The organism is Candidatus Hydrogenedentota bacterium, assembly GCA_019637335.1.
In the GTDB taxonomy this organism is placed as follows: domain Bacteria; phylum Hydrogenedentota; class Hydrogenedentia; order Hydrogenedentales; family JAEUWI01; genus JAEUWI01.
Genome location: JAHBVV010000014.1, coordinates 37571 through 62324 on the forward strand (window position 1 = coordinate 37571; position 24754 = coordinate 62324).

Below are 24754 nucleotides of genomic sequence, written 5' to 3' on the forward strand. Positions count from 1 at the left end.
GCGCACGGGAAAATCCCTAGACGCGCTCCACCTGCCAGAATTCGACTTCGACGCTCGTGAGGCGTTCGAAGATCTCCACCATTACCTTCATATTTCCGCGTTCGGCGTTGATCTCGGCGATCTTGCCGATGAAATTCGCGAAGGAGCCGTCGATAATCTTGACGCGCTCGCCTTCGTCGAACTCGACTTTGGGCTTGGGACGTTCCTTCTCGCCGCGGCTGACTTCAACGATCTCTTCGATCTCGGCGTCTTCCAGTGGCACGGGGAGTGTCCGCGAGCCGATGAACCCGGTCACGCCGGGCGTTTCCTTGATCATGTGCCAGAGCTCGGCATAGCGCTCGGGATGCTCGGGCAACTGCACCAGGACGTAGCCTGGATAGGACTTCCGCGTGCTCACGGCCTTGGTGGAGCCGGGGCGCAGCTCGGTATTCTCCTCCGTCGGCACCAGCACATTGGTGATCAGGTCCGACAGGCCTTCCTGCTCCGCAGCGGCGATGAGCATATTCTGCACGTTCGCCTCCTGGCCGGAGTGGGCGTGGAGGGCATACCAGCGGCGGCGGACACCGTCCTCCGGCACCGGATTCAGCTGAATGCCGGAGACTTCTTCAGCGGCTTGATCATCCGCCTGGGCCTCGCCCTTTTCCTGGAGCTCGTCGGTCACGCAACAACCTCCCTATCCCGCAATAGCGAACAAAATGAGCACGAACTGCTCGAAGATCTTGTCGAAAACAAAAATCACGCCGGCCATGGCGAGCAGCAGGAACATGGTCACCTTGGTGGAGACTTTGAGGTCATCCAGGGAGGGCCAGGTCACCTTGCTCATTTCATGCATCACTTCGCCATAAAAGGCCTTCGTCCGCGCGATGAGACCGGGCTTCTGTTCCGTTGCTGTCGCCATGCGTATCCCTTGGGATTCTGTTCAGAAGATCAAAAAATGGCAGGCCTGGAGGGACTCGAACCCCCAACCTTCGGCTTTGGAGGCCGCTGCACTAGCCATTGTGCTACAGGCCTGCAAGAACCGCGCGGCTGCGCGGCAGGTAAGCGTGGAGAGCGCGCCTGCGAGACTACCGGGTCTCGCGGTGCAGCGTGTGCTTCCGCTCAAACTTGCAGTATTTTTTGAGCTCAAGCCGCTCCGGGTGCTTGCGCTTGTCGCGCGTGCCGGTGTAATTACGCTGCTTGCACTCGGTGCATTGTATCGTGATTTTTTCTCTCATGCAACTTTACCGCCTGGTTGGGGCCGCGGCTGCGCGCCGTACTACTTACTCGACAATTTTGGTCACCACGCCGGCGCCGACCGTGCGACCGCCTTCGCGGATGGCGAAGCGGAGCTCTTCGGTCATGGCGATGGGCGCGATAAGCTCGGCCGAAATCGTCACGTTGTCGCCCGGCATCACCATCTCCACGCCTTCGGGAAGCTCCAGCTTGCCGGTCACGTCCGTCGTGCGGAAGTAGAACTGCGGGCGGTAGCCCGTGAAGAACGGCGTGTGGCGGCCGCCCTCCTCCTTCGTGAGCACGTAGACCTCGCCCTCAAACTTCGTGTGCGGCGTGATCGAGCCCGGCTTCGCAACAACCTGGCCGCGCTCGATGTCCTCGCGGTCGATCCCGCGAAGCAGCAGGCCCACGTTGTCGCCCGCCTGGCCTTCGTCCATCAGCTTGCGGAACATTTCCACGCCGGTGACCGTCGTGTCCTTCTTATCCTTGATGCCCAGGATCTCCACCTTGTCGCCCACGTGGATGACGCCCTGGTCGATCTTGCCGGTGGCGACCGTGCCGCGGCCCGTGATCGTGAACACGTCTTCAATGGCCATCAGGAAGGGCTTGTCCAGGTCGCGGACCGGGGTCGGGATGTATTCATCGACCGCGCGCATCAACTCGAGGATCTTGTTCGCGCCGATCTCGTCGTCGCGGTCTTCCATCGCGGCCAGCGCCGAACCCATGATGATGGGCAGGTCGTCGCCCGGGAATTCGTACTTCGAGAGCAGCTCGCGCAGCTCCATCTCCACCAGCTCCAGCAGCTCGGGATCGTCGACCATGTCCACCTTGTTCATGAACACCACGATCGCGGGCACGTTCACCTGGCGCGCCAGCAGGATGTGCTCGCGCGTCTGGGACATGGGGCCGTCGTTCGCGGCGACCACGAGGATGGCGCCGTCCATCTGGGCCGCGCCCGTGATCATGTTCTTGACGTAGTCGGCGTGGCCGGGGCAGTCCACGTGCGCATAGTGGCGGTTCTCGGTCTGGTATTCGACGTGCGCGATGGAGATCGTGATGCCGCGCTCCTTTTCCTCGGGCGCCTTGTCGATGTCCGCAAAGTTCATGGCCGTCGCGCCGCCGGTCTTCGCCAGCACCTTCGTGATCGCGCTCGTGAGGGTCGTCTTGCCGTGGTCAACGTGACCGATCGTACCCACGTTCACGTGTGGCTTGGTGCGTTCAAATTTTGCCTTGGCCATGTCCTCTACTCTCCTTCCGCACAGGGGTGCGCCGGCGGTGCAACGAGTTGAAAAAAAGATTGAAAAATGGAGCCCACATCCGGATTCGAACCGGAGACCCCTTCCTTACCATGGAAGTGCTCTACCGACTGAGCTATGCGGGCCCAAGTATTGGCAATTAAAATGGAGCGGGAAACGAGGCTCGAACTCGCGACCCTCAGCTTGGAAGGCTGATGCTCTACCAACTGAGCTATTCCCGCCCTGAATCCAGGCGCTTGCGCCTGGAGGCATTCCAAAAATGGTGGTGGGTGTTGGATTCGAACCAACGTAGGAATAATCCAACGGGTTTACAGCCCGTCCCCTTTAGCCACTCGGGCAACCCACCACGCAAGAGCGTTGTATTCAACTATACTGGAGCTGGCGAAGGGATTCGAACCCCCGACCGGCTGATTACAAATCAGCTGCTCTACCAACTGAGCTACGCCAGCGCGTCAAATTCAAAAAGACAGCCGCCCCTGACGAGGCGGCTGTGCGTAGACTAACAAACGCGGGAGGGCCGTGTCAACCTTTCGCCGGGGAAATTTTCCGGCGTCCGGCGCGCCGGGCCTATTCCGCGGCGGTGATGGCGGCAATGGCCACGCTGTTGGCGGTGCTGGTGCTGGAATTGATGATCAGCACGTAGAATTCCGCCGTTGCAAGACCAAGATCGGCCTCAAATCCGGTGAACACCAGTTCGCTGCTGTTTGCGCCGAGGGCCACGCCGGGCAGGCCTTCGCGGTAGACCACGATGGCGACGCCCTGGTTGCGGGCGTCGACCTGCCACTGCGCGCGGTTGAACTCCAGGGAGAGGCTGGCGGCGGCGGGATCGACGGACAGGCGCACTACGCGGCTGGAGAGCGGCGGAATATTCGCCAGGCCGGCGGTGATATCCAGGCCGTCCACCGCGCCGAGCGATCCGGCGAGTTGCGCTCCGGGGGCGAAGCGCGCCGTGTCCAGCACGAGGGGCAGGCGCTCGGCGTCGCTGGGCCGCAGGATGGCGTCTTCGCCTTGCTCGAATGCGAGATCGAGGGCGAATTCACGGTAGGCCTCTCCGAGGGGCGCCCCGAGATAGGCGAACACGGCGTTATCCAGTGCGGTGGCGGCCTGCCGTGCGGCGATTTCCGCGGTCACGAAATGGGTGGCTTCGAGGCTGTCGGCCAAGGCGCCCAGCAGGCCCTTGACGGCGCCGGTACCCCGGGCGAGGTATTCGACGGGGTTGGCCGGGGCGTAGCGATTCTGAAGGTAGCGGAAGAATTCCTGCGCGCTTGCGGCGTAGCCGGGGGTGGATGGGTCGGCGGGCGCCATAAGCGGCGTCGAGAGCAGGGTGTAATCGCCATCGAGCTGGGCGCGGCTGGCTTCGACGCCGCCATAGACCTGGCCGAGGTAGAGGGCGAGCCCTTCGATGAGGGCGGCCTCAAACGGGACGGAGGCGCCGTCCGCGGGGCTTGGAACGTGAATCTCGGGATAGTCGTATCCGTCCACGACGGCGCGGGTTACGACTTCGGTCACGGCCTGCGGCGCATCGAGCTTGAACGCGATGTCGACGAGGGTATCGTCGGCGGCGTAGCGATCGGCGTTCCAGGTGGAAATGGCGAGGAGCTGGGCGGGGTCGACGACGACGGCGCCGAAGGGGCTTCCGGCATAGAAGACCCGGTCAATGCCGCCGATGGCGGCGGGGTAGGTCAGGGCGCTATTGAAGAAGAGCACCGGGGTGGCTCCATCGAGCGTAACGAGGCGGGGGCTACGCCCGCGGACCGCCTCGAAATCCGCCTGGAGGGCGGCGAGGCCGGCTTGCAGCGCGGCGACGGTATCTTCGAGTTGCGCGCTGGTAAAGGCGCGTGCTCCGAAGGAATTGGGACGCTGCACACTGCCGAGGCGCAGGGCGGTCAGCTGCCGGAGCAGTTCCGGGCTCAGGCTGAGCTGCCAGGAGGAATTCCAGTTGACACTGGTGCGGGCCTTGGCGGCGGTGGAGACCGTTTGCAGGTAGGCGTCGGGCCGGTAGACGACCGTATACCGCGCGCGATTGGGGAGCCGGAGCACGGGCGCGACGACCGCACCAGCGCGGATCTGGCCCAGGAGGGGCACAACGAGGCCGCCTTCGAGCTCGGCGATGATGTGGACTTTGCCGGGCACGCGGCTGCCGGTGGGCACGACGTCCTCGGCGTAGGGAATCGCCAATTCCAGCGGCTGCACGGGGGCGTCCGCCGTGGATGCGGCCACGTCGGTGCTTGCGGCGTCGTGGGTGATTTCGAAGGTGTCGCCGACGCGGTTGATCGTTTCGAAGACGTTGAAACTGATCTGGGTGTTCACGCGGGTGATGCCGAAGGCCACATTTTCATCGAGCGCGCCCGCGGCGGCCGTAATGCGTACTCCGGCGGCGGCCGCCGTGCCCCCTTCGGGACCGAGGTTCGCCGCGCCTCCGGGCGACGAGATCTGAATGTAGCCGTTTCGGGTGCGCGTGTGGCTACCGCCGCTGCTGGTGACCGTGAGGGAGACGTCAAAGTCCCCCTCGGCCAGGTAGGTATGGGTTGGATTCGGGGCCGAACTGCGGTTTCCATCGCCGAAATCCCAGCGCCAGGCGATAATGGGCCCTCCCGCGCCGGACGTGGAGAGGTCGCTGAAGGAGACGGTCAACCCGGTGTTGCCCGTTCGGGGCGACGCGGAGAAGTTCGCCACGGGCTCGGAATCGCGGGGGGATTGCGGGCAGCCCGCAAGGCCGATAGCCGCGATCACAACGGTAAGCGTAGTAGTAAAGGACCAGCGAGGCATGGCGGTTTCGTCTCTCCTGCGTTAGTTACTCTACGGATTTGGATCGATGCAGGGATACCTGGAATCCCTGCCCGGAACATTTACAAATCCCCAATTTCGCTCTTAAGTTTGCGGGAATGCACCCCAAAAGTCAACTAAATACCCACTCCCGGGGCAAGTTTTTTCTTGAATTTCGAACATTGGCGTCAATTTTTCGCCGGATCGGGGTCTGAAGGGCAGTTGCGGCCTCCGGCGGGCTTCTGTTAGCATGCCGGGAGAAGGCATGACGCCTCCTTTCGCGCTTTGACGGCGCCCCCCGCATTTCCCCCGTTTATTGGCTTGATCCGCCGCGTTCGCCTGGGTATGAGCGGGCTTGGGCCGGGATTTTGTTTGAACCGCGAATGGACGCGAATTCACGCGAATGACGACCATGGGTGGTTTTTTTGGGATTCCGAGGCTGCGTTGGTGGTGTCGATGGGCTGATCGAGTTTACGGCCCTCGTTGTCTCAGGCTGGAAGCCTATTCCACGTTTGCTGGCGTTTGCGGGTCAGGCAGGGATGCCTAACCTCCTGGTGAGCCGCTCGTTTGGGGCGGCGATGGAAGCTTTGGGTCATTGTTCCTCCAGGCACACGAAGGCGCCGGGGCGCCATCGCGTGGCACGGGTGCTGGCGCGGCGGGTGTTTGCGGGTTAGGCAGGAATGCCTAACCTCCGTATTGATTGTTGAGGGCGTGTGGCGATGGTGGATTTGCGACGGCTGCCGTATGCGACCGAGGCGTTTTTTCACGAAGAGAAGAAAGTAGTCCGGAGTATTCCATGATGACGTTACTTGACGAGCTTTCCTGGCGGGGGCTTCGCCAGCAGCAGACGCATGAAACGCTGGGCGAGGAACTGGCGAAGGGGCCGATGACGCTGTATTGCGGGTTTGATCCGACGGCGGACAGCCTTCATGTGGGGAGCCTGGTGCCGATACTGGGCCTGGCGCATTTCCAGCGCGCGGGGCACCGTCCGATTGCGCTGGTGGGCGGTGGCACGGGGCTGATCGGGGATCCGAGCTTCAAGGCGACGGAGCGGGCGCTGCTGACGCGGGCGGAGGTGGAGGCGAATTGCGCGGGCATCCGGAGGCAGCTGGAGCTGCTGCTGGATTTCTCGGGGTCGAACGCGGCGATCATGCGGAACAATATGGACTGGCTGGGCAAGCTGACGTTCATCGACTTTCTGCGGGACGTGGGGAAGCATTTCAGCGTGAACGTGATGCTGAGCCGGGAATCGGTCCGGCAGCGGCTGGAGGACCGGGATCACGGCATCTCCTACACGGAATTCACGTACAGCCTGCTTCAGGCGTATGATTTCCTGCAGCTGAACGAGGAATATGGTTGCCGGCTCCAGATTGGGGGGAGCGATCAGTGGGGCAATATTGTTGCGGGGATGGATTTGACCCGCCGGGTGCGGAACGCGGAGACCTTCGGGCTGACGCTGCCGCTGGTGACGAAGGCGGATGGGACGAAGTTTGGCAAGTCGGAATCGGGCAACGTGTGGCTGGACGCGGGGCGGACTTCGCCGTACAAGTTTTACCAGTTCTGGCTGAACCAGGCGGATGCGGACGCGGGGCGCTACCTGAAGTACTTCACCTTCCTTTCCCGGGAGGAGATCCTGTCGTATGAGGCGCAGATCGCGGAGGAGCCGCACAAGCGCGCGGCGCAGCAACGGCTGGCCTCGGAAGTGACGCGGATGATTCACGGGGAGACGGCGCTGGACAATGCGATTAAGGCGTCGCAGGCGATGTTTGGCGGGGAGCTTGCGGGGTTGGACGAGGCGACGCTGGCGGACGTGTTCAGCGAGGTGCCGAGCAGCAGCCTGCCGGCGGAGACGCTTTCGTCCGGGCGGCTGTTGATCGATGTGCTGGTGGAGGCGGGAGTGTTCCCTTCGAAGGGCGAAGCGCGCCGGCTGGTGAAGAACGGCGGGCTTTACCTGAACAACGGGCGGATCGACGACGAGGGGACGCCGCTGACGGAGGCCGCGCTGCTGGCCGGTTCGACGGCGGTGATCCGTAAGGGGAAGAAGAACTACCACCTCCTCCGCTTTGCGTAGCGGGGGCGGCGGAACCGGTCAGCGCTGCTTCCGGAACTCCCCGGGGGTCACGCCGCAGAAGCGCTTGAAGGCGACGGCGAAAGCGAACTCGTTGTTGTAGCCGACCATCTCGGCGACGTTGCGGATCTTGCAGTCGAGGATGATGAGGAGGTCCTGGGCGCGCTCCATGCGGAGGCGGGTGACCATTCGCATGGGCGAGGTTCCGGTGGCGGCCTGCACCATGCGGTGGAGGTGGGCGACCGATACGTGCAGCTCGCCGGCGAGGCGGTCCACGTCCCAGTTCTGATCGAGGCTCTGATTCACCTTTTCCCAGAGGCGGTCGAGGCGAATGTGGAGATCGGTCCCTTCGGACTCGGCGGAGTGCCCGAACTCGCGTTCGATGTAAAGCGCGATGAGTTCGGCGTAGAGGCGTGCGGCGCGGGGCGATGATCGGCTGATGCCGTGAGACTCTCGGAGAAACTCGGCCATCGCTTTTTCCATTTGCGACATGAGGGAGGTGTTGCGGACGGTGACGGGCTCATCCTTGAGATGGCGCCAGCGCGCGGTGTCGGTGAGGTGAAACCAGAGGAAGGACCAGGGGCCTTTGTGGGGCTTGTATCGAAAGGGGGCGCCCGCCGGGATGAGGAGGACCTGGTCCTTCTCGACCATGCGCACGGGATGACGGCTGAAGACCTGGCCGCGCCCCTTGAAGGTGTAGAGGAGGAGGTGATAGCCGGGGCGGGCGCGCCCGATCTCGTATCCGGGGTGCGCTTCGGTGACGCCGCCTTCGGCGATGCCCTTTTTTTCGATGACGGCCGCGCGCTCGGACCGGTGGGGAAAGTAGTGCTCCCGGCAATGGGGCGACCACTTCTTGAAATCGTGCACGCTGAATTCGCTTGCGCTGTCGGACATTCGGTGGCCTCATTGAACCCCGGGGCGGCTCCTCGGGGCGAGTTAACTATAGACTCACGTATGCATTACGCCTGAAATACGAATCAGGCGAGATTATTCTAACAATCCACATGAGATTTTCACAAATAAACTTGATAGATACAACCATGGATACAGCGCCGGGAAACGTTTAGTATAACGGCGTTGTCACTGAGAGTAGACCGATTGGACGTCGTCAATACTCTTTCAGACGCCGGGGCGCGCTTTTTGTGCGCTCCGGCTCGCTTTTTTTGTGGGGGGGTGGTTGGAGAGGCGATACGGTGGCGTGATGTCGGACGCGGATCTTGTGTCAGCCTGGAAGGCTAACCCACGTTGGCTCGGGCTGCGGATTCTGGGGTTTTTCGGCGGGGGTACAGCTTTTCATGACGGGTTGCGCAACTCGTAAAGCGTGAAATACCGCCCCTGACTGTCAGGTACACCTGAAGTCTCGCACGCTCAAGCCTTCGCGGCGAAGCCTCGGAGCTTGAACGTGGCACCCGCGGCTGCCTTTGTAATATCGGAGCAGTCCAATCCACGTTGGCTCGGGCTGCGGATTCTGGGGTTTTTCGGCGGGGGTACAGCTTTTCATGACGGGTTGCGCAACTCGTAAAGAGTGAAATACCGCCCCTGACTGTCAGGCACACCTGAAGTCTCGCACGCTCAAGCCTTCGCGGCGGAGCCGCGGAGCTTGAACGTGGCGCCCGTGGCTCCATTTGATATTTCGGAGCGGGCACACAAATCCGCATGAGGCGGAATCGCGTGGCGCGATGCGGGGCGAGGGCCGGTTGGGCCGGTGGGCATTTGGAATTCGTTCCTGTTACACTACGTGTTCTGGCCGTGGAGCAACTTAAGGGAAGGATAGCCTCCGCATGATTTTCGTGAAGACCTTCAAGGGATACGAGGACAAGATCCTGGAACTGGACACCGCCGTAAACTCTTGGATTCAGGAGTCGCGGGCCGAGGTGGTCGATGTGAAGAGCGTGCTGGCGCATGAAGTGGGCGGGCGCGCGGGTTCGGGCGACCTGCTGTACACGGTGCTGTACCAGGCGGACGCGCCGCTGGACGGGTGATTCCGGGGGGTACGGCGTCCCTCTCCCCCGCCGCCCGCGCTTAAAAGTCGCCGTTGTAGCGTTTCGGGCGGCGTCGGTCGAAGGCGCGGAGTTCGGGTTCGATGGATTTCAGGTAGCGGTCCACTTTGAGGCCGGACTGAATGGCGAATCGCAGATCCTCTCCGCCGGCCAGGGTGTCGAAGAAGGGTTTCCACTCGAGGCGGTCGGGATGCCGCAGGTGGATGGCCTGGAGGAGGGCGTAGGCCAGGGTGAGCGGTCGCGCGGCCTGGGGATCGGTAAGGTGGATCCGTATGCCGCGGCAGGCTTCGCCGAGCCAGACGGGCGACGTGGCCTTTCCGGGGATGGAGCGGGGGGTGTAGATGGCGGGTTCGAGGGAGCAGCCGGCGTGGTCGGCGGGGCGCATGCCAACGACGATCTCCTCGGCGTCGAGCCAGGGGGCTCCGATCACCTGGAAGGGGGTGTCCGTGCCGCGGCCTTCGTTCATGTTGACCCCTTCGAAGAGGCACGTGCCGATGTAGAGCAGGGCGGCGGAAAAATCGGGGATGTTGGGCGAGGGCGCGACCCAGGGGAGGCCGCACTGGGGCGCGAGCTTTTCGCGGGACCAGCTGTCGAGGGGGCTGATCGCCAGGTTGAGCGCGCCGATGGCCCCCTGGGTCTCTTTGAAGAAGAGGGCGAGCTCGCCGAGGGTCATTCCGTGGCGGATGGGTATGGGGGCGCTGCACACGAGTGAGCCGATTCGTTTTGCGATGGGCCCTTCGAGGACGGCGCCGCCGAGCGGGTTGGGCCGGTCGAGGACGAGTACGGGGACGCGCGCGGCGGTGCAGGCGATCATGCACTCTTTCATGGTGGCCATATAGGTGTAGTAGCGGGCTCCGATGTCGGGCAGGTCGACGACGAAGAGGTCGATATCGCGCAGTTGCGCGGGATCGGGGCGGCGCTGGTCGCCGTAGAGGCTGACGACGGGGACGGGCGCGCGCTGCTGTCCGACCTTCTCCCCCGCTTCGGCCTGCCCGGAGAATCCATGTTCGGGGGTGAAGACGCGGGCGACCTGGACGGCGGGTTCGAGTGCGAGGACATCGAGGATATGGCGTCCGGCGAGGTCAACGGCTCCGTGGTTGGTGAGCAGGGCGATCCGCTTTCCCTTGACGGCGTCGTAGGTATCCCAGGCGATGCGGTCGAGGCCGGTGTGTGTGTTGGTGGTGCGTGGGTAGAGCTGGCGGGCGACCTCGCGGTGGAAAGACTGGCGGAGCGCCCGGTTCTGCCGGCGGTTGCGGTCAGGATGGGGGGTGTTGCTGAGGAGTATGACGAAGCGGCTGGTGTCGAGATCGAGCCAGAGGGAGGTGCCGGTCCATCCGGTGTGGCCGATGGCGCGGCGCGCGGGCAGGTAGCCTTCGGAGCCGCCGGCCCAGGGGTCGATTTTCCAGCCGAGCACCTGCCACAAATAGTTCGCAACGACGCCGATGCGGGTCATCTCTTCGAGGGTGTCGGGGCGCAGCAATTTTCCGGCGGCCATGGCGCGGCAGAAGAGGGTGAGGTCGGATGCGGTGGAAAAAAGACCGGCGTGTCCCGATACGCCGCCGACGGCATAGGCGTTCTCGTCGTGGACGATGCCCTGCATGATCTGCCCTCGCCACGCGCAGTTTTCGGTTGCGGCGCACTGGTCGCGCCATTCGATGGGCGGGTTGAAGGTGGTTCTATTCATGCCGAGGGGCGCGAAGATGTTTTCGCGGGCGAAGGCGTCGAGGGAGTCGCGGGCGGTGAGTTCGACGACCTTGCCGAGGAGCATGAAGCCGAGATCGGAGTAGGTGCGGGTGGCTCCGGGGACCGAGTTGAGCCCGGACTCGCCGATACGCTGGATCGCTTCGTCGAGGGAGGCGATTTCCTTGTACCAGACCTTGTGCGCGGCGAGGCCGGTGGTGTGCGTTAGGAGGTGGCGGACGGTGAACTTGCTGAAGAGGGGAACCGGAACGATCTGCGAAACGGGCTGGTCGAGATCGAGCTTGCCCCGCTCCCAGAGGAGGAGGATGGACGTGGTCGTCGCGACAACCTTGGTGAGGGACGCGAGATCGTAGATGGTGTCGGTGGTTGCGGGGAGCCGCGCGGGCCGCAGTGCGCGGTGGCCGCTGGCGCCGTGAAAAATGATGCGGTCGCCTTCGCCGACGCAGGCGACGGCGCCTGGTGCGCTCGCCTGACGTACAGCGGCATCCAGCGCCAGTTTCAACGTATTCAAACTTCACTCCTCGGTTGGATTGTCGTTCGCGGGCGCGCCAGGGGTTTTCGCTGCCCGCTGGTCCGCGCGAACGTGTGTTTGTATCGTATCACGTTGGATGACGGGGGCATCAATGCGCGGCTGAATGGGAGATGGATGGTGTGACGGGGGCGCGGTGGGGCCGGGAGGGCTATCCTACTTTTGCGCCTTTCGGCGCTGAACACAGCCGAGACGGCTGTGCCACTTTCCCTTCGGGGTGGTTTTGGTGGGGTGAGGGGAACTTTTTGGAGGTGGGCTCACTTTGCCGCGGACAGGAATGTCCGCGATCCTCGCTTGCGGCGCCTGGACAGCCGGGACGGCTATCCTGCATTTGCCACGGAGTGTCCGCGAGCCTGTTGGGCGTTGCAGCGCGAAGCGGAGCTTGAGCGCGGCGGTCGCTGTGAAACGGGAAAGCCCGCGGCGTTCACCGCGGGCTTCCCGGTCAATGCGAAAGGACACCCGCGCGATGCGCGGGCGAACTCAGACACTGTCTATACGGCGCTCAGCTTGCGGGGGCTGGCGGGGCCGTCTTCTTGGAGGCTTTCTTCTTGGCAGCAGGCTTCTTCGCCGCCGCCTTCTTCTTCGCGGCGGGCTTCTTCGCCGCCGCCTTCTTCTTCGCGGCAGGCTTCTTCGCCGCCGCCTTCTTCTTCGCGGCAGGCTTCTTCGCCGCCGCCTTCTTCTTCGCGGCGGGCTTCTTCGCCGCCGCCTTCTTCTTCGCGGCGGGCTTCTTCGCCGCCGCCTTCTTCTTCGCGGCGGGCTTCTTCGCCGCCGCCTTCTTCTTCGCGGCAGGCTTCTTCGCCGCCGCTTTCTTTGCGGCAGGCTTCTTCGCCGCCGCCTTCTTCTTCGCGGCAGGCTTCTTCGCAGCGACCATGACATTTCTCCTTTTTTGATTCACCCTGGTACCACTACTACACTGCGGCTTGAATGCGCGGCAACAGGCCGCGCGCCGCCAGGCCCTCGCGTTCCGCAAGGCAAGGGCCCGACTTAGCGAGTAGTCACTCGCGTGAGTGCACTTGAGGTGAGATGCCCGGGCGGCCATTTTCCGGCCTTACCGGGTTTGGAGGGCGCGCTGGAGGCGGGCGCCATACTACTGTCCCGCGATCACACCTGGGCTCTCCCGTCCCAACATACTTTCCCTGGAAAGCGCGTTAGCATCACGCTTCCGGCGGCCGGGACGGCGCCCAATCACGCACCAGAATCCCGAACCGCATTACAACAACTGCGTCGATTCAACTTTCCTCTAACGAATGTGTAACAGACAAATACGAAAAAGGCAAGCATTTTTTTGCACTTTTGAAAATTTTTTTTTGCGCGTTCGGCGCGTGTTTACAAGCCCGCCGGGGCGTCGAAGACGTTATTGCGGGAGGCTTTCGATGCGGGTTGGGGTGGAGAAGGCGCATTGCCACGCGCGCAAAAGAGCGGCGATCGCGATCCGCGCCGATCTACATTCTGGCCTTTAAAAATGGGGCTATTGTACAAGTAGACGCTGTTCGCGAGCGCGCGAATGACGGGGGTAGCTGATGTGTGAATGCGATGCGGAATCGCGGCAGGCGAACTACTCCGCAACGAGATCAACGAGCAGGGAACGGTGATCGGAGGCGCCGTTTTTGATCGCGTTGCACGACACAGATTCTATCTTTCCATGCAGCAAGACGTGATCGATCGGCAATCGCATGATGGGCAACCAGGCCGGCCATGTGCCGGCGGCTCCGTGTCCTTCGCGCGCGTTTCGCAGGTTCGCGGCGCGCGCGAAGCGGCGGTAGACCGGCGAGTACATGGTGATGTTGAGATCGCCTATCAGCACCGCGGGTCCGCCGGCGCTATTGACCCAAGCGGCGGCGGCGTCCAGCTGTGCGTTGCGGCGGGCGGCGAGGGTTTTTCCGAGTGGAGGCAGCGCGTGGATGTTCAGCAGGCGCACGCTGGAATCGCCGAGTTGAAACACCATCTCAATGGCGGGAACGCCGTGATCGCGCTGAAAAACCAGGGCTGGATCTCCGCCCGGCATACGGCTGAACACGGCGATGCCGAAGTTGTCCTCTCGCGGCGCGAGGAGGCGTGTTGGATAGCGCGTTTCTAGGGTTTCGAGGGCGTCCGCCCAGCGTCCGGTTACTTCCTGCACGCAGATGATGTCGGGATCGGTTTCGTCGACGAGGCGCAGGAACGCGGCGCTATCGTGGTTGGAGGAGAGCACATTGGCGAGGAGCACGCGGCACCGGGGCCCTTCGGTGGCTCCGCGCGCGGCGGGCAGATACCACGCGAGAGGCTGCGCGGCTTGCAGGATAGCCAGGGTGATGGCCGCGGCGGCCCAGCGGTAATCGCGGTATCCGGACAGGAGAAGCGCGAGGAGCAGGCTGAGCAGGGCGTACCACGCGATGAAATGGCTGAGGAGATCGAAGACCCAGAACCACGCACCCAGCGCGCCGGCGATGGCCATGGCTCCAGAGAGGAGCACCAGTATGCGCAAGCGCGGCAAGACAATCGCGCGCCATCCCCGCGCATACGCCGCGGCGGACATGGATCAGGTCTCGCTGACGCCGGGAACGACGAGGCGTTCGAAGGCGTCGCTTCGCTGGAAGTCGTGCAGGCGCGGGTCGGCGGCGATGGCCTGGTAGACGCCGGGATCGTGGCGCAGGGCCTCGTTCAATGCGGCGAGGCCTTCGTCCTCCCGCCTGGCGGCGGTGAGGTAGAAGACGCCGAGCTCGAGGTGGCCTTTGGGATCGCGGGGTTGCAGGGCGCAGGCCATTTTGAATTGTTCCTCGGCGGCCTCGAGCTTTCCTTGTTTGGCGAGGACGGCGCCGAGGAGGAAACGAGGCTGTAGCCAGAGCGGCATGAGCTTGACGCATCTGGCGATGCCGGCTTCGGCCGAGGCGAAGTCGCCGCGCGCGATATCGGCCTGGGCTCCCTCCCACGCCGCGCGGGTGCGCAGTGCGGTCCAGTAGCGCAGGCCGGCCTGGAGGGCGACAAGTCCGAGTAGCAACAGCATTCCGGTCACCAGATTGGTCATGGAAGGTTTATTCCCGCGTTGTGGGTTACAATTTCCCTGATTTTAGCGTATCCGCCGCCCGTTCCGGTACAATGCGGGCTTCAAGGCCAGGGCAATCGCATTTAGACTTTCTGTCGGAACCCTGCGCAATACGAACTACCTGAAGTGTTAAGAAGGGCGCGCGTTGGAGCGCTGGCATTTCGCCTGCGGCGAATCCCTGACCTTGCCGGCAGAGATGCCGGCGCTCCAACACGCTCAATTTCATTGATTCAAGGCGCCAAATCAACTCAAGCTTACGCCCGAACGCCCACGATCAGGTTTAAATGCGATTGCCCTGGCTTCAAGACAACTCTCTCCCGTCGCGGAACTTGCCGCGCGCATTGATAAAGGAGCACATCCGATGCATGAGTTTCACGCCACCACGGTGATTGCGGTTCGCAAGGGCGGCATAGTGGCGATTGGCGGCGACGGCCAGGTGACGCTGGGCGACACGGTGATGAAGGGCAATGCGGTGAAGGTTCGCCGGCTGGCGGACGGGGCGGTATTGGCGGGCTTCGCCGGGGCCGTTTCGGATGCGTTTACGCTGTTTGAGCGGTTTGAGGGGAAGTTGAAGGAGTTCAACAAGAACCTCACGCGGGCGGCGGTGGAACTGGGCAAGGACTGGCGCACGGACAAGTATCTGCGGCAGCTGAATGCGCTGCTTGCGGTGTGCGACAAGGAGCAGTCGCTGCTGATTGCGGGTACGGGCGAGATCATCGAGCCGGAAGACGGAATCCTGGCGATCGGATCGGGGGGATCGTATGCGCTTGCGGCGGCGCGTAGCCTGATGAAGCATACGGACATGAGCGCGGAGGAGATTGTGCGGGAATCGCTGACGATTGCGGGCGAGATCTGTATTTATACGAACGGGAATATCACGGTGGAGACTTTGGAGTCGGTGTGAGTGGGTGTGGTGGGTGGTGGATTCGGGCGGATTGCCGGTTGTTTCTCAGACAGGGATGCCCAACCTCCTGTTGAGCCGCTCGATTGTGGTGGCGCGGGTGGCGTTGGGTAACTGTTGCTCCAGGCACACGAAGGCGCTGGGGCGCCATCGCGTGGCACGGGCGCTGGTGCGGGGGTATGTCCCTCGGGCGCGCTAATTGGCGAGGTCGAGGGTGACCTGATCGAAGAAGCGGGCGGACTGGGCGACTTCGGGCATGGAGTCGTACCAGTCGTAGGAGTATTCGAGGCCTATTTTCAGGGGCTTGACGCCGTGGCGGTGGAGGGCTTCGAGGAACTCGCGGGTGCGCCCGACGCCGGCGCCCCAGGGTACGTCGTGGCCTTCGGGGCTCAGCTCGTGCAGATCGTGCAACTGCACCACGAAGAGGCGGTCGCCGATGGTGGGGACGGCGGCGACGGGGTCGATCCCGCTGCGGATCCAGTAGCCGATGTCGGCGCAGACGCCGATGCGGGGCCCGCGATCCTTGCAGACGGACATGACGGCCTCGGGGCTCCAGTAATGTGGGGAAGCTTCCTGTGCGTGGTTGTGGATGGCGAGGTTGATGCCGTATTCGTCGCAGAAGCGTTCGATGGTGTCGATGTCCTCCAGCTTGGGCTCGGAGATGAGGGTTTCGATGCCCATCTTGCGGGCGAATTCGAAGACCTTGCGGCAGCCTTCCTCGTCGCCGGGGATGACCGAATAGAAGCAGGAGATCATGCGGATCCCGGCGTCGTCCAGCTTGAGCCGGATCGCCTTGAGCTCGTCGTCGCTCAGGTCGGCGTTGAAGTTCTTGTCGATGCCGCCGCCGACTTTCTGGAAGTCGAGCCCGCCCAGGTAGGCGACGCCGAGCTGGTCGGTCTTGTCGATGGTTTCGAAGAGCGAGTAGCGGTGGAAGGTGTAGGCGGTGACGCCGAGGCGCCAGCCGAGTTTTTCGTGGGCGCGGATCGCGGGGGTCAGGCGGGCGCTGGGAATGGTGGGCGCTTGCAGGTCGCCGAGGGCGAATTGCGCGGAGCCGAGGTAGAAGTTGAGCATGGCCGGGTCCCAGAAGTGATACGGGTTGTGGGCCACGGTGGAGTAGAAGACGCGCCCGCGCCCGTAGTGGCGCACCCAGGCGGCGGCGTAGTCCTGATCGTCCCGCTCGTGGGGCTTGGCGCTGAGGTCGGTCTTTTCCGTGTCGATGCTGAAGAGTACGCGCACGCGATCGCGGGAGTAGGGATCGCCCACGCGGAAGAATTCGTCTTGCAGTTCGAAGCCGCCCTCGGGGAAGGGCGCCAGGAGGGGATGTCCGGGGGAATCGACCTTCATCCAGACGCGCTCGTCGGATTCGCGGTGGTTCGCGCCGCGTCCGCCGAGCATACGGCCGAACTCGGGCCAGTCGTCTCCCCCACCCGCGCCCCAGTTCCAGAAGGCCACGGTGGCGCCGTGGACGCCCATGAGCCCGCCGCCGCCGTAGACGAATTCGAGGAGGTTCTGGCGGAGCTGGGGGTCGGAAAATTGGTTGCCCACGGTGTTGTTCATGAAGACCGCGTCGAATTGGGACAGGTTTTCCTTCTCGAAGACGGCCGGATCGCGTGAAATGGTGACCTCGAAGGCGCCGGTCTTCCTGCCCATCTCCTGGAAGGCCAGGTTGGCGTAAAAGCGCGAGGGATGGCCGCCGTAGACCACGTTGAGGTCGAAGATGAGGAGCTTGCGCGGTTTCGCGGGCGCGGCGGGGGCGGTTTCGGGGAGCGCGGCCAGGATTTTGGCGCGGGCCTCCTCGCTGATGGTGTAGCCGCTGTCTTCCGGGGCGCCGGATTCGTAGGCCAGCGCGGGCGGCGCGAACAGCGCGCCCCCCAAAATCAGGGCCAGTGTCAGGAGGCCGTTGGCCAGGCAAAGATTCCGAAATGCGGAGCGCACAGTACATTCCCCTTTCTTAACATCCCCGGGCGGGCTAATTCATAAGACCGCACCCATCATAGCAGAGTTTCGTGGGAGAATCGCGCCCAAATCTCTGTATTCTTTGCGTTCTTTGTGGCAAGAATCCTCCATGTCTTGCCGGTGCAATCGTCAAATTGAAATGTCTACACTCACGGGTGGATCAGGGCCGCCATCGACCGCAACCGAGGAATGATCTTGAACCGCGAATGGACGCAAATGGACGCGAATTCCTCATTACTCTTGATAGCCACAAAGAACGCAAAGAACGCAAAGATTTGGACAGCGGCGGTTGCCGGGGGGTATCTTTCGGAGATGGAAGTCTTTGAGAATCATCGCGGGCATTTGCCCGATTTCATCCGGCTCAATGAGCGCTGGATTCGTCATTACTTTGCGTTGGAGGAGGCGGATCGGGCCCTGGCCGCCGCGCCGGAGCGGGTGATCGAACAGGGCGGTTTTGTCTTCAGCCTCGTGGAGCGGGATGAGGTGGCTGGGGTGTGCGCGCTGTTCAACAAGGGCGAGGGCGTCTTTGAACTGGCGCGTATGGCCGTGGACCCGGCGCATCAGGGGAAGGGCTTCGGGGATTTTCTGATGGAGACGGCGCTGGCCAAGTTGGCGGCTATCGGGGCACACAAGGTACAGTTGCTGTCGAATACGTCGTTGGAAGCGGCGATTCGGCTGTATAAGAAGCACGGGTTCAAAACCGTCTCGACCGAACAGCATCCCGTGTACAAACGCTGCAATATCGTGATGGAGAAGGTGCTGGGGGGCTGAAACCTGCCTCGGGCCTGGAAAGCCCGTACGCCCATCGAGTTTTTACGTATTCGGAAAGGAGTTGACCACCATGCGCGTCTATACGGGTTTTGTTTGCTTGTTTTTTGCGGTTCTCCTGGCTGCGGGCCAGACCGCTTCCCAGGGCGATCTAACGCCGGTCCGGCCGGGGACCTTTGTGCAGGAGGTGGGTCAGGCCTACACCACGGCGGACGGGCTTCCGAGCGATGGCGTGAACGCGGTGGTTGTGGCGGAAGATGGTACGGTTTACGCCGGAACCGATGGGGGGCTGGCGCGCTTTGACGGCACGCGATGGGCATTGGAATGGAATGAGGCGAACGGGAAAATACGGTGCATCACGACGGATGGCGATCAAATTGCCGTGGCGACTGATAGCGAGCTGTATGTTCGTGATGGAGATGGCCCGTGGGAGACCAAGGCTACCTTGGCGCATCCACCCATTTCAATCGAGTTCCAAGAGCACTCCGTCTTCATAGTCCACGCTGACGGAACCAATCATGCAACGGAAGGTTGGGGCGGGCTTACGATTCAGGGCAAGCTCATCCAATTCTCTGGAATTCGACAAGTCGGCAGTAGGAGCGTTGAAGATCAAACTCACGAGTGGGTCGTGGCGACGGAGACAGGGTTCTATCGTCGTGTCTCCGGCCCGTGGGAGCGTGTATTGCCCGAGTCCGGCGACCGCAGCTGGGCGCCGACGGATGTGCGCGCGGTGTTGTTCGCAGCGAATGGCGATCTCTGGTTCGCCAGCCCCCAGGGCGTTGGACGACGTACAGGCGACACGTGGGCGCTCTTCGAGGGCAAGGACGGGCTGCCGTACAACGATTTCACGTGCATGGCCGAGGGGCCCGAGGGCGAGATCTGGTTTGGGACGACGAAGGGGGCGATTCGCTTCGATGGCGCGCGCTTTGCGTACCGGGAGGGCCGGCGGTGGCTGCCGGACAACCACGTGCGCGGTATTGCGGTCTCCCCAAATGGCGATGCGTGGTTTGCCACGGCGAAGGGTGTGGGGCGAATTGAGCGGCGTGCGATGACGCTGGCGGAAAAGGCGGCGTTTTACGAGGAGGAGATCGATCGGTACAACCGGCGGACACCGTTTGGGTACGTGATGTCCGCGCCGCTGGGCGCGCCCGGGGACAAATCGACGGCGACGCGGCGCGACGACGACAACGATGGGCAGTGGACGGGCGAGTATGGGGCGGCGCAGTGCTTTGCGTATGCGGCGACGAAGGATCCGAAGGCGAAGGAGCGCGCGACGCTGGCGTTCGAGGGCCTGCGCTTTTTCAGCCAGGTGACGCAGGGCGGATCGCACCCGGCGCCGAAGGGCTTTCCCGCGCGCACGATCTGGCCGACGGACAGCCCGCGCAATCCGAATGAGGAGGAGAGCTATTCCATCGCGCACCAGGAAAAGGAGCGGGAGTCGGACCGCCTGTGGAAGGTGATTTATCCGCGGTGGCCCACGAGCGCGGACGGGCAATGGTACTGGAAGTGTGATACGAGTTCCGACGAGTTGGATGGCCATTACTTCCTGAACGGGCTGTACTACGATCTGGTGGCGGAGTCGGACGAGGAGAAGGCGCGGGTGGCGGAGGTCGTGCGCGACATGACGGACCATCTCATCGAGCACAATTTCCGGCTGGTGGACCATGACGGGGCGCCGACGCGCTGGGCGAACTTCAGCCCGGATTCGCTGAACTTCGATTCGAACTGGTGGCCGGAGCGGGGCTTGAATTCGCTGAGCATGCTGTCGTTTCTGCGGGTGGCGGCGCATGTTACGGGGGACGCGAAGTACGGGGCGGTGGCGGATCAGCTCATCACGGAGCACGGCTACGCGATGAACATCATGTACCCGAAATACCAGAAGGGACCCGGGTCGTTTGTGCAGTTCGACGACGAAATGGCGTTCATGAATTACTACAACGTGATGAAGTACGAGACGAACCCGAAGGTCCGCGAGATGGTTGCGCTGAGCTGGTGGGATTATTGGGAGCTGGAGGCGTATGAGCTGAATCCCTTCTTCAACTTCGCGTATGCGGCGGGCTGCACGGGCGCAACGTTTACGTCGCCCTGGGGCACGCGCGACCTGACGCCGGGGCAGGAGGCGCTGGAAGAGGCGGTCGAGACGCTGAAGCGGTACCCGATGAACCTGATCGACTGGCGTCAGACGAACAGCCACCGGCTGGATGTGTTGCCGTTGCCGGATCATGCGCGGGAGGGCGACGGCGCGCGGGGCAAGGGCTATCATGTTTCGGGGAAAGTGCTTCCGATTGACGAGCGATTTGTTCAGTACTGGAGCACGGATGCGTGGTCGCTGGATTCGGGCGGTGAGGGGCGCAACCTGGCGACGGGGATGCCGTTTCTGCTGGGGTATTACATGGGCCTGTATCATGGGTTTATTGTGGAGTAGGGCGGGGTGGATGGGGCGGGCTGGTATGACGGGCGCCTTTGGCGCGGAAATGCCGGCAGGGATGCCGGCGCTTCATCGGGCTGATCGTCTGGAGTCTACGCTCCGAAAGGTCGCCGGGTGGAGGCGCGCCGTTGGCGCGGAAATGCCGGCAGGGATGCCGGCGCTCCATTGCGCTGATCGCGTTGTGTCTACGCTCCGAATGGTCGCCGGGTGGTGGTCCGCCGTTGGCGCGGAATTGCCGGCAGGGATGCCGGCGCTCCATTGCGCTGATCGCGTTGTGTCTACGCTCCGAATGGTCGCCGGGTGGTGGTGCGCCGTTGGCGCGGAAATGCCGGCAGGGATGCCGGCGCTTCATCGGGCTGATTGCGTTGTGTCTGCGCTCCGAAAGGTCACCGGGTGGTGGCGCGCCGTTGGCGTGGTGCGGGCGGGATGCCCGCCATGGTGGGTCGGCGAGCTTTACCACATTCAAAGCCACTTTTTGGGGCACATTCACTTGGAGGCGTTGCGCGATTGCATCGTTTCGCGGGCGGGCAGTACCATGGGCGGGTGCAGTCAGGACGGCGGGGCATGAGGATAGGCGCGCATGAAGCAAGTGCTGGTTAAGGGCGGGAAGGTGCATCTGGAGACGGTTCCTCCGCCGGCGCCGGGGCCGGGGATGGTGCTGGTTCGGGTTCACTACTCGTTGATCAGCGCGGGAACGGAGTCGGGCTTTGTGGCGCCGGGCGGCGCGGCGGCGTATGCGTTGAAGAAGGCGCGCGACCCGCTGAATATCGAGAAGGTGAAGCGGAAGATCGCGTCGGCGGGCATCCGGGCCACGTACGAGACCGTCCGGGGGAAGCTGCTGGAATTTCAGGCGCCGGGCTACAGCACGTCGGGGGTGATTGTGGCGTGCGGCGCCGACGTGAGCGGGTTTCGCGTGGGCGATCGCGTGGCGTGCGCGGGGGCCGGGTATGCGTGCCATGCCGAGTACAACGCCGTGCCACAGCAGCTTGTCACGCCCTTGCCCGACGGCGTGGATTTTCAGGCGGGCGCGTTCGTGGCGCTGGGCGCGATCGCGATGCAGGGCGTCCGTCGCGCGGCGCCGACCTTCGGCGAGACGGTTGTCCTCATCGGCCTGGGGCTTGTGGGCCAGCTTGCGGCGCAGGTGGCCCGGGCGGCGGGTTGCCATGTCATCGGCTGCGACCCGGTGGCCATGCGGCGCGCGCTGGCGCTGGAACTCGGCGCGGATGCGGCGTGCGCGCCCGACGAACTCGATGGGATGGTCCATGAGTTGACGGGCGGTCACGGCGCCGACGCGGTGGTGGTGTGCGCGGCGTCGAAGGACAGCGCCATTGCCAACCAAGCGATTGACTTGTGCCGGCAGCGCGGGCGGGTATCGGTGGTGGGCGCGGTGGGGTTGCACCTGGAGCGCGAAGCGCTGTACCAGCGCGAGATCGATTTCGGACTGTCCTGTTCGTACGGCCCCGGGCGCTACCAGCCGGCCTACGAGGAAAAGGGGCTCGACTACCCGATTGGCCAGGTGCGCTGGACCGAGGGGCGCAATATGCAGGAGTTTCTACGGATGATCGCCAGCGGCCGGGTCCGGGTGGCGCCGCTGATCGGGCGTGTGGACCCGGTGGACGATGCGGCTTCGGCCTACGAGGCGTTGAGCACGCAGCGGGATGGAACTATCGCGGCGCTGATCCGGTATGGGGCGGCTGGCGTGGACAGCGTGGACAGCGTGGACAGCGTGGACAGCGTGGACAGCGTGGACAGAGTGGACAGAGTGGACAGAGTGGACAGAGTAGACGGTGTGGGCGGTGTGGACGGTGTGAGCGATGTGGGCGGTGTGGACGGTGTGGGCGGTGTGGGCGGTGTGGACGGTGTGGACGGTGTGGGCGGTGTGGACAGCGTGGGCGGTGTGGGCGGTTTGGACGGTGTGGGCGGTTTGGACGGTGTGGGCGGTGTGGACGGCGTGGGCGGTGTGGATTCGCCTCGGCGAATGGACGGGGTGGCTGCTGTTGCGGAGCGGCCGGATCCTGTATTGCGCCTCCAGGCCGAGGCGCCGCCCGAAGGGAGCGTGGGCGTCGCTGTGGTGGGCGCGGGCGCCTTTGCGCGGGGGGCGCACCTGCCCAACCTGCGGACGATTCCGGGCTGCCACCTTCAGGCGGTGGTTTCGCGGACGGGCAGCGCGGCGAAACAGGCGGGCGCGCGGTTTGGCGCGCAGTACTGCACGACGGACCTGGACGCGGCGCTGGCGGATCCCGAGGTGCACGCGGTCATCATCGCGACGCGCCACGATCGCCATGCCGATCAGGCCCTGGCGGCGCTGGACGCGGGCAAGCACGTGTTCATCGAGAAACCGATGGCGCTGACGCTGTCGGATTGCGAGGCGATCCGCGCGAGGGCGGCGGAAACGGGGTTGCTCGTTTCGGTGGGCTACAACCGCCCGTTTTCCGCGCATGCGCGGGCCGCGAAGGCCGCGCTGGGGAAGCTCCCCGGGCCCAGGCAGGTGATCTACCGGTGCAACACGGGGCCGATCCCGGCGGATCACTGGACGCGCGACCCCGAAGTCGGTGGCGGGCGCATTCTGGGCGAGGCGGTGCATTTTTTCGATTTTTGTTGCTGGCTGCTGGATGGGGAGCCGGTTTCCGTGAAAGCGGAGGCGCCCGGAACCACGCCGGCGCGGGACGAACTGACGGCGCTGTTGCGCTTTGCCGACGGATCGCTGGCGACGATTCTGTATTGCGCGTCGGGGGCGACTGCGCTGGGCAAGGAACGCATCGAGATCCACGGCGGCAGCGGATCCATCTGCATCGACGATTTCCGGGGCGTGGCGTATCACGGGGTTCCCGGGAAGACGATGCGCCGGGGGCGAGAGGACAAGGGGCAGCACGCACTGCTGGCGCATTTCATCCGGGCGGTGCGTGGCGAGGAACCGCTCCAGGTCACCGCGCGGGAGGGCCTGCGCGCGACGCGCCTGGCGCTGGAGGCGCTCGCGGCGGCGCGCGGCGAAGACCGGTCGCCGTGAAGATCTGCGTGCTCAACGTGCTTCACGGGCCCTTCGACAAGCGGATGTTCCACAAGGTGGGCCGGAGCCTGGCGAAGGCGGGCCATCTGGTGGTTTCTATCTGTCCTTCGGGCGAATTCGAGGGCGATCAGCGCGACGGCATCCACTTTCGCTACATTCCGCCGTCGCGAACGAAACTCCAGCGCCTCGGGGCGGTGTGGCGTCTTGTGCGGGCGGGACGGCGCGAGGCGGCGGACTGCTACATCGCGCCGGAACCGGAATCGTGGGTCGCGGCGCTGATCATCAAGCGGTTCTCGGGCGGGCGCGTGGTGTTTGATATGCACGAGCATGTCCCCACCGAGTTCGCGAAGTTTTTTCCGGCGCGCCTGCAACCGATGGTTACCGCGGCGACCCGCGCGGCCATGCGTTTCTTCGCGCGCTACACGGATCACATCATCTTGACCCGGGACAGCTTCGAGGCGGTCTGGGAGGGTTCGCCGACGCCGCGCAGCACGGTGATCAACACCAACCACCTGCAGCCACGGTGCGCGGACGTTCCCGAGGCGGTTCGGGCGCGGATCGGGAGCGGCCCGGTGGTAATTCATCAAGGCACGTTCGGGGATATTCGCGGTTCGTGGCAGCTTCTGGAGGCGATGAAGCGGGTAATCCGGGCGGTTCCGGATGCGCGCTGCGTGCTGCTTGGATCGTATATGTATGGCAGTGCGCGGGCGTACCGGCGGGCGATCCGGCGGGCGAAACTTCAGGAGCACTTCATTCTGGTTGATACCGTACCGTACGAAGCGGTTCCCGCGTGGATTGCCGCGTCGGACATCGGGCTGATCCTGTTTCAGCCGGGCCTGGTGAACCATACGCTTGCCATGCCGCACAAGCTGTTTGATTACATGCGCGAGGCGAAGCCCGTGATCGCGCCCGATTTCGCGGTGGAAGTGGCGGCGATTGTGGATGGCGCGGAGGCGGGCGTACTGGTGGAGGTGACCGATCCCGAGGCGATCGCCAACGCCATCATCCGCCTGATCGCGGATCCCGCGCTCGCGCGGCGCCTGGGGGAAAACGGGCGAAAGGCTATCGAGGAGCGGTACCACTGGGAGCGGGACGAGGCGGTGTTGATCGCGGCCATCGACTCGCTCCGGGACGCGTAGC

The 24754-nt window shown here is 63.9% G+C and carries 17 protein-coding genes, 5 tRNA genes and 1 pseudogene; 8 read left to right on the forward strand and 15 right to left on the reverse strand.

The window, feature by feature from the left end; all coding sequences use genetic code 11:
- Positions 1-16: 16 nt before the first annotated feature.
- The 10 genes and pseudogenes from nusG to KF886_15550 all read right to left on the reverse strand — a co-directional run bounded on the left by nusG (position 17) and on the right by KF886_15550 (position 5237).
- Entirely contained in the window at positions 17-661 is a 645-nt protein-coding gene (nusG, locus tag KF886_15505; protein ID MBX3178765.1) for a transcription termination/antitermination factor NusG, read from the reverse strand.
- A gap of 12 nt (positions 662-673) precedes the next feature.
- Positions 674-898, reverse strand: a complete 225-nt coding sequence (gene secE / locus KF886_15510; GenBank protein MBX3178766.1) for a preprotein translocase subunit SecE — start codon at positions 896-898, stop codon at positions 674-676.
- A 37-nt stretch (positions 899-935) separates the two neighbouring features.
- Positions 936-1011, reverse strand: a tRNA-Trp gene (locus tag KF886_15515).
- A gap of 53 nt (positions 1012-1064) precedes the next feature.
- Positions 1065-1214: a 50S ribosomal protein L33 gene (rpmG, locus tag KF886_15520; GenBank protein ID MBX3178767.1), complete on the reverse strand. Its 150-nt coding sequence runs from the start codon at positions 1212-1214 to the stop codon at positions 1065-1067.
- A gap of 45 nt (positions 1215-1259) precedes the next feature.
- Complete coding sequence (gene tuf / locus KF886_15525) at positions 1260-2450, reverse strand: elongation factor Tu (GenBank protein MBX3178768.1); 1191 nt, start codon at positions 2448-2450, stop codon at positions 1260-1262.
- Positions 2451-2517: 67 nt separating this feature from the next.
- A tRNA-Thr gene (locus tag KF886_15530) sits at positions 2518-2593 on the reverse strand.
- Positions 2594-2613: 20 nt separating this feature from the next.
- A tRNA-Gly gene (locus tag KF886_15535) sits at positions 2614-2689 on the reverse strand.
- Between the two features lie 39 nt (positions 2690-2728).
- A tRNA-Tyr gene (locus tag KF886_15540) sits at positions 2729-2814 on the reverse strand.
- 27 nt (positions 2815-2841) lie between these two features.
- Positions 2842-2917 (reverse strand) — tRNA-Thr (locus KF886_15545).
- Positions 2918-4955: 2038 nt separating this feature from the next.
- Positions 4956-5237: pseudogene (locus KF886_15550) on the reverse strand (PKD domain-containing protein).
- A 796-nt stretch (positions 5238-6033) separates the two neighbouring features.
- On the opposite strand from KF886_15550, the gene KF886_15555 reads away from it, so the two are divergent.
- Positions 6034-7305, forward strand: a complete 1272-nt coding sequence (locus KF886_15555) for a tyrosine--tRNA ligase (protein ID MBX3178769.1) — start codon at positions 6034-6036, stop codon at positions 7303-7305.
- Positions 7306-7323: 18 nt separating this feature from the next.
- On the opposite strand, the gene KF886_15560 is transcribed toward KF886_15555, so the two are convergent.
- Positions 7324-8196 carry a helix-turn-helix domain-containing protein gene (locus KF886_15560; protein ID MBX3178770.1) on the reverse strand — a complete coding sequence of 291 codons (873 nt, stop codon included), beginning with the start codon at positions 8194-8196 and terminating at the stop codon, positions 7324-7326.
- An 887-nt stretch (positions 8197-9083) separates the two neighbouring features.
- On the opposite strand from KF886_15560, the gene KF886_15565 reads away from it, so the two are divergent.
- Positions 9084-9284: a hypothetical protein gene (locus tag KF886_15565; GenBank protein ID MBX3178771.1), complete on the forward strand. Its 201-nt coding sequence runs from the start codon at positions 9084-9086 to the stop codon at positions 9282-9284.
- A 40-nt stretch (positions 9285-9324) separates the two neighbouring features.
- Here KF886_15565 and KF886_15570 read toward each other — a convergent pair whose 3' ends face one another.
- On the reverse strand, positions 9325-11514 hold the full coding sequence (locus KF886_15570; GenBank protein MBX3178772.1) for a DUF1343 domain-containing protein: 2190 nt from the start codon (positions 11512-11514) through the stop codon (positions 9325-9327).
- A gap of 566 nt (positions 11515-12080) precedes the next feature.
- Here KF886_15570 and KF886_15575 point away from each other — a divergent pair.
- Positions 12081-12422, forward strand: a complete 342-nt coding sequence (locus tag KF886_15575) for a hypothetical protein (protein ID MBX3178773.1) — start codon at positions 12081-12083, stop codon at positions 12420-12422.
- Positions 12423-13087: 665 nt separating this feature from the next.
- Here KF886_15575 and KF886_15580 read toward each other — a convergent pair.
- Complete coding sequence (locus KF886_15580; protein ID MBX3178774.1) at positions 13088-14047, reverse strand: endonuclease/exonuclease/phosphatase family protein; 960 nt, start codon at positions 14045-14047, stop codon at positions 13088-13090.
- 3 nt (positions 14048-14050) lie between these two features.
- A complete protein-coding gene (locus KF886_15585; protein MBX3178775.1) occupies positions 14051-14536 on the reverse strand; it encodes a tetratricopeptide repeat protein in 486 nt (161 codons plus the stop codon).
- Positions 14537-14915: 379 nt separating this feature from the next.
- On the opposite strand from KF886_15585, the gene hslV reads away from it, so the two are divergent.
- Positions 14916-15458 (forward strand): ATP-dependent protease subunit HslV, encoded by a 543-nt coding sequence (gene hslV / locus KF886_15590; GenBank protein MBX3178776.1) that lies wholly within the window; start codon positions 14916-14918, stop codon positions 15456-15458.
- A gap of 192 nt (positions 15459-15650) precedes the next feature.
- Here the strand turns inward: hslV and KF886_15595 are convergent, their stop codons facing one another.
- A complete protein-coding gene (locus tag KF886_15595; protein MBX3178777.1) occupies positions 15651-17390 on the reverse strand; it encodes a ThuA domain-containing protein in 1740 nt (579 codons plus the stop codon).
- Between the two features lie 216 nt (positions 17391-17606).
- Between KF886_15595 and KF886_15600 the strand changes: the two genes are divergently transcribed.
- From KF886_15600 to KF886_15615, 4 genes are all read left to right on the forward strand, one after another.
- Positions 17607-18182, forward strand: a complete 576-nt coding sequence (locus KF886_15600) for a GNAT family N-acetyltransferase (protein ID MBX3178778.1) — start codon at positions 17607-17609, stop codon at positions 18180-18182.
- Positions 18183-18252: 70 nt separating this feature from the next.
- Positions 18253-20604: a hypothetical protein gene (locus KF886_15605; protein ID MBX3178779.1), complete on the forward strand. Its 2352-nt coding sequence runs from the start codon at positions 18253-18255 to the stop codon at positions 20602-20604.
- 583 nt (positions 20605-21187) lie between these two features.
- On the forward strand, positions 21188-23614 hold the full coding sequence (locus KF886_15610) for a bi-domain-containing oxidoreductase (protein MBX3178780.1): 2427 nt from the start codon (positions 21188-21190) through the stop codon (positions 23612-23614).
- On the forward strand, positions 23611-24753 hold the full coding sequence (locus tag KF886_15615; GenBank protein MBX3178781.1) for a glycosyltransferase: 1143 nt from the start codon (positions 23611-23613) through the stop codon (positions 24751-24753). Before KF886_15610 ends, KF886_15615 begins: the two co-directional genes overlap by 4 nt.
- Position 24754 lies beyond the last annotated feature (1 nt).

Bases quoted from the DNA above. Each gene is read 5' to 3' on its own strand.
- hslV (MBX3178776.1), top strand. From the start codon at position 14,916: ATGCATGAGTTTCACGCCACCACGGTGATTGCGGTTCGCAAGGGCGGC.
- rpmG (MBX3178767.1), bottom strand. From the start codon at position 1,214: ATGAGAGAAAAAATCACGATACAATGCACCGAGTGCAAGCAGCGTAAT.
- KF886_15555 (MBX3178769.1), top strand. From the start codon at position 6,034: ATGACGTTACTTGACGAGCTTTCCTGGCGGGGGCTTCGCCAGCAGCAG.
- KF886_15560 (MBX3178770.1), bottom strand. From the start codon at position 8,196: ATGTCCGACAGCGCAAGCGAATTCAGCGTGCACGATTTCAAGAAGTGG.
- KF886_15605 (MBX3178779.1), top strand. From the start codon at position 18,253: ATGCGCGTCTATACGGGTTTTGTTTGCTTGTTTTTTGCGGTTCTCCTG.
- KF886_15580 (MBX3178774.1), bottom strand. From the start codon at position 14,047: ATGTCCGCCGCGGCGTATGCGCGGGGATGGCGCGCGATTGTCTTGCCG.
- secE (MBX3178766.1), bottom strand. From the start codon at position 898: ATGGCGACAGCAACGGAACAGAAGCCCGGTCTCATCGCGCGGACGAAG.
- KF886_15585 (MBX3178775.1), bottom strand. From the start codon at position 14,536: ATGACCAATCTGGTGACCGGAATGCTGTTGCTACTCGGACTTGTCGCC.
- KF886_15610 (MBX3178780.1), top strand. From the start codon at position 21,188: ATGAAGCAAGTGCTGGTTAAGGGCGGGAAGGTGCATCTGGAGACGGTT.
- KF886_15565 (MBX3178771.1), top strand. From the start codon at position 9,084: ATGATTTTCGTGAAGACCTTCAAGGGATACGAGGACAAGATCCTGGAA.
- tuf (MBX3178768.1), bottom strand. From the start codon at position 2,450: ATGGCCAAGGCAAAATTTGAACGCACCAAGCCACACGTGAACGTGGGT.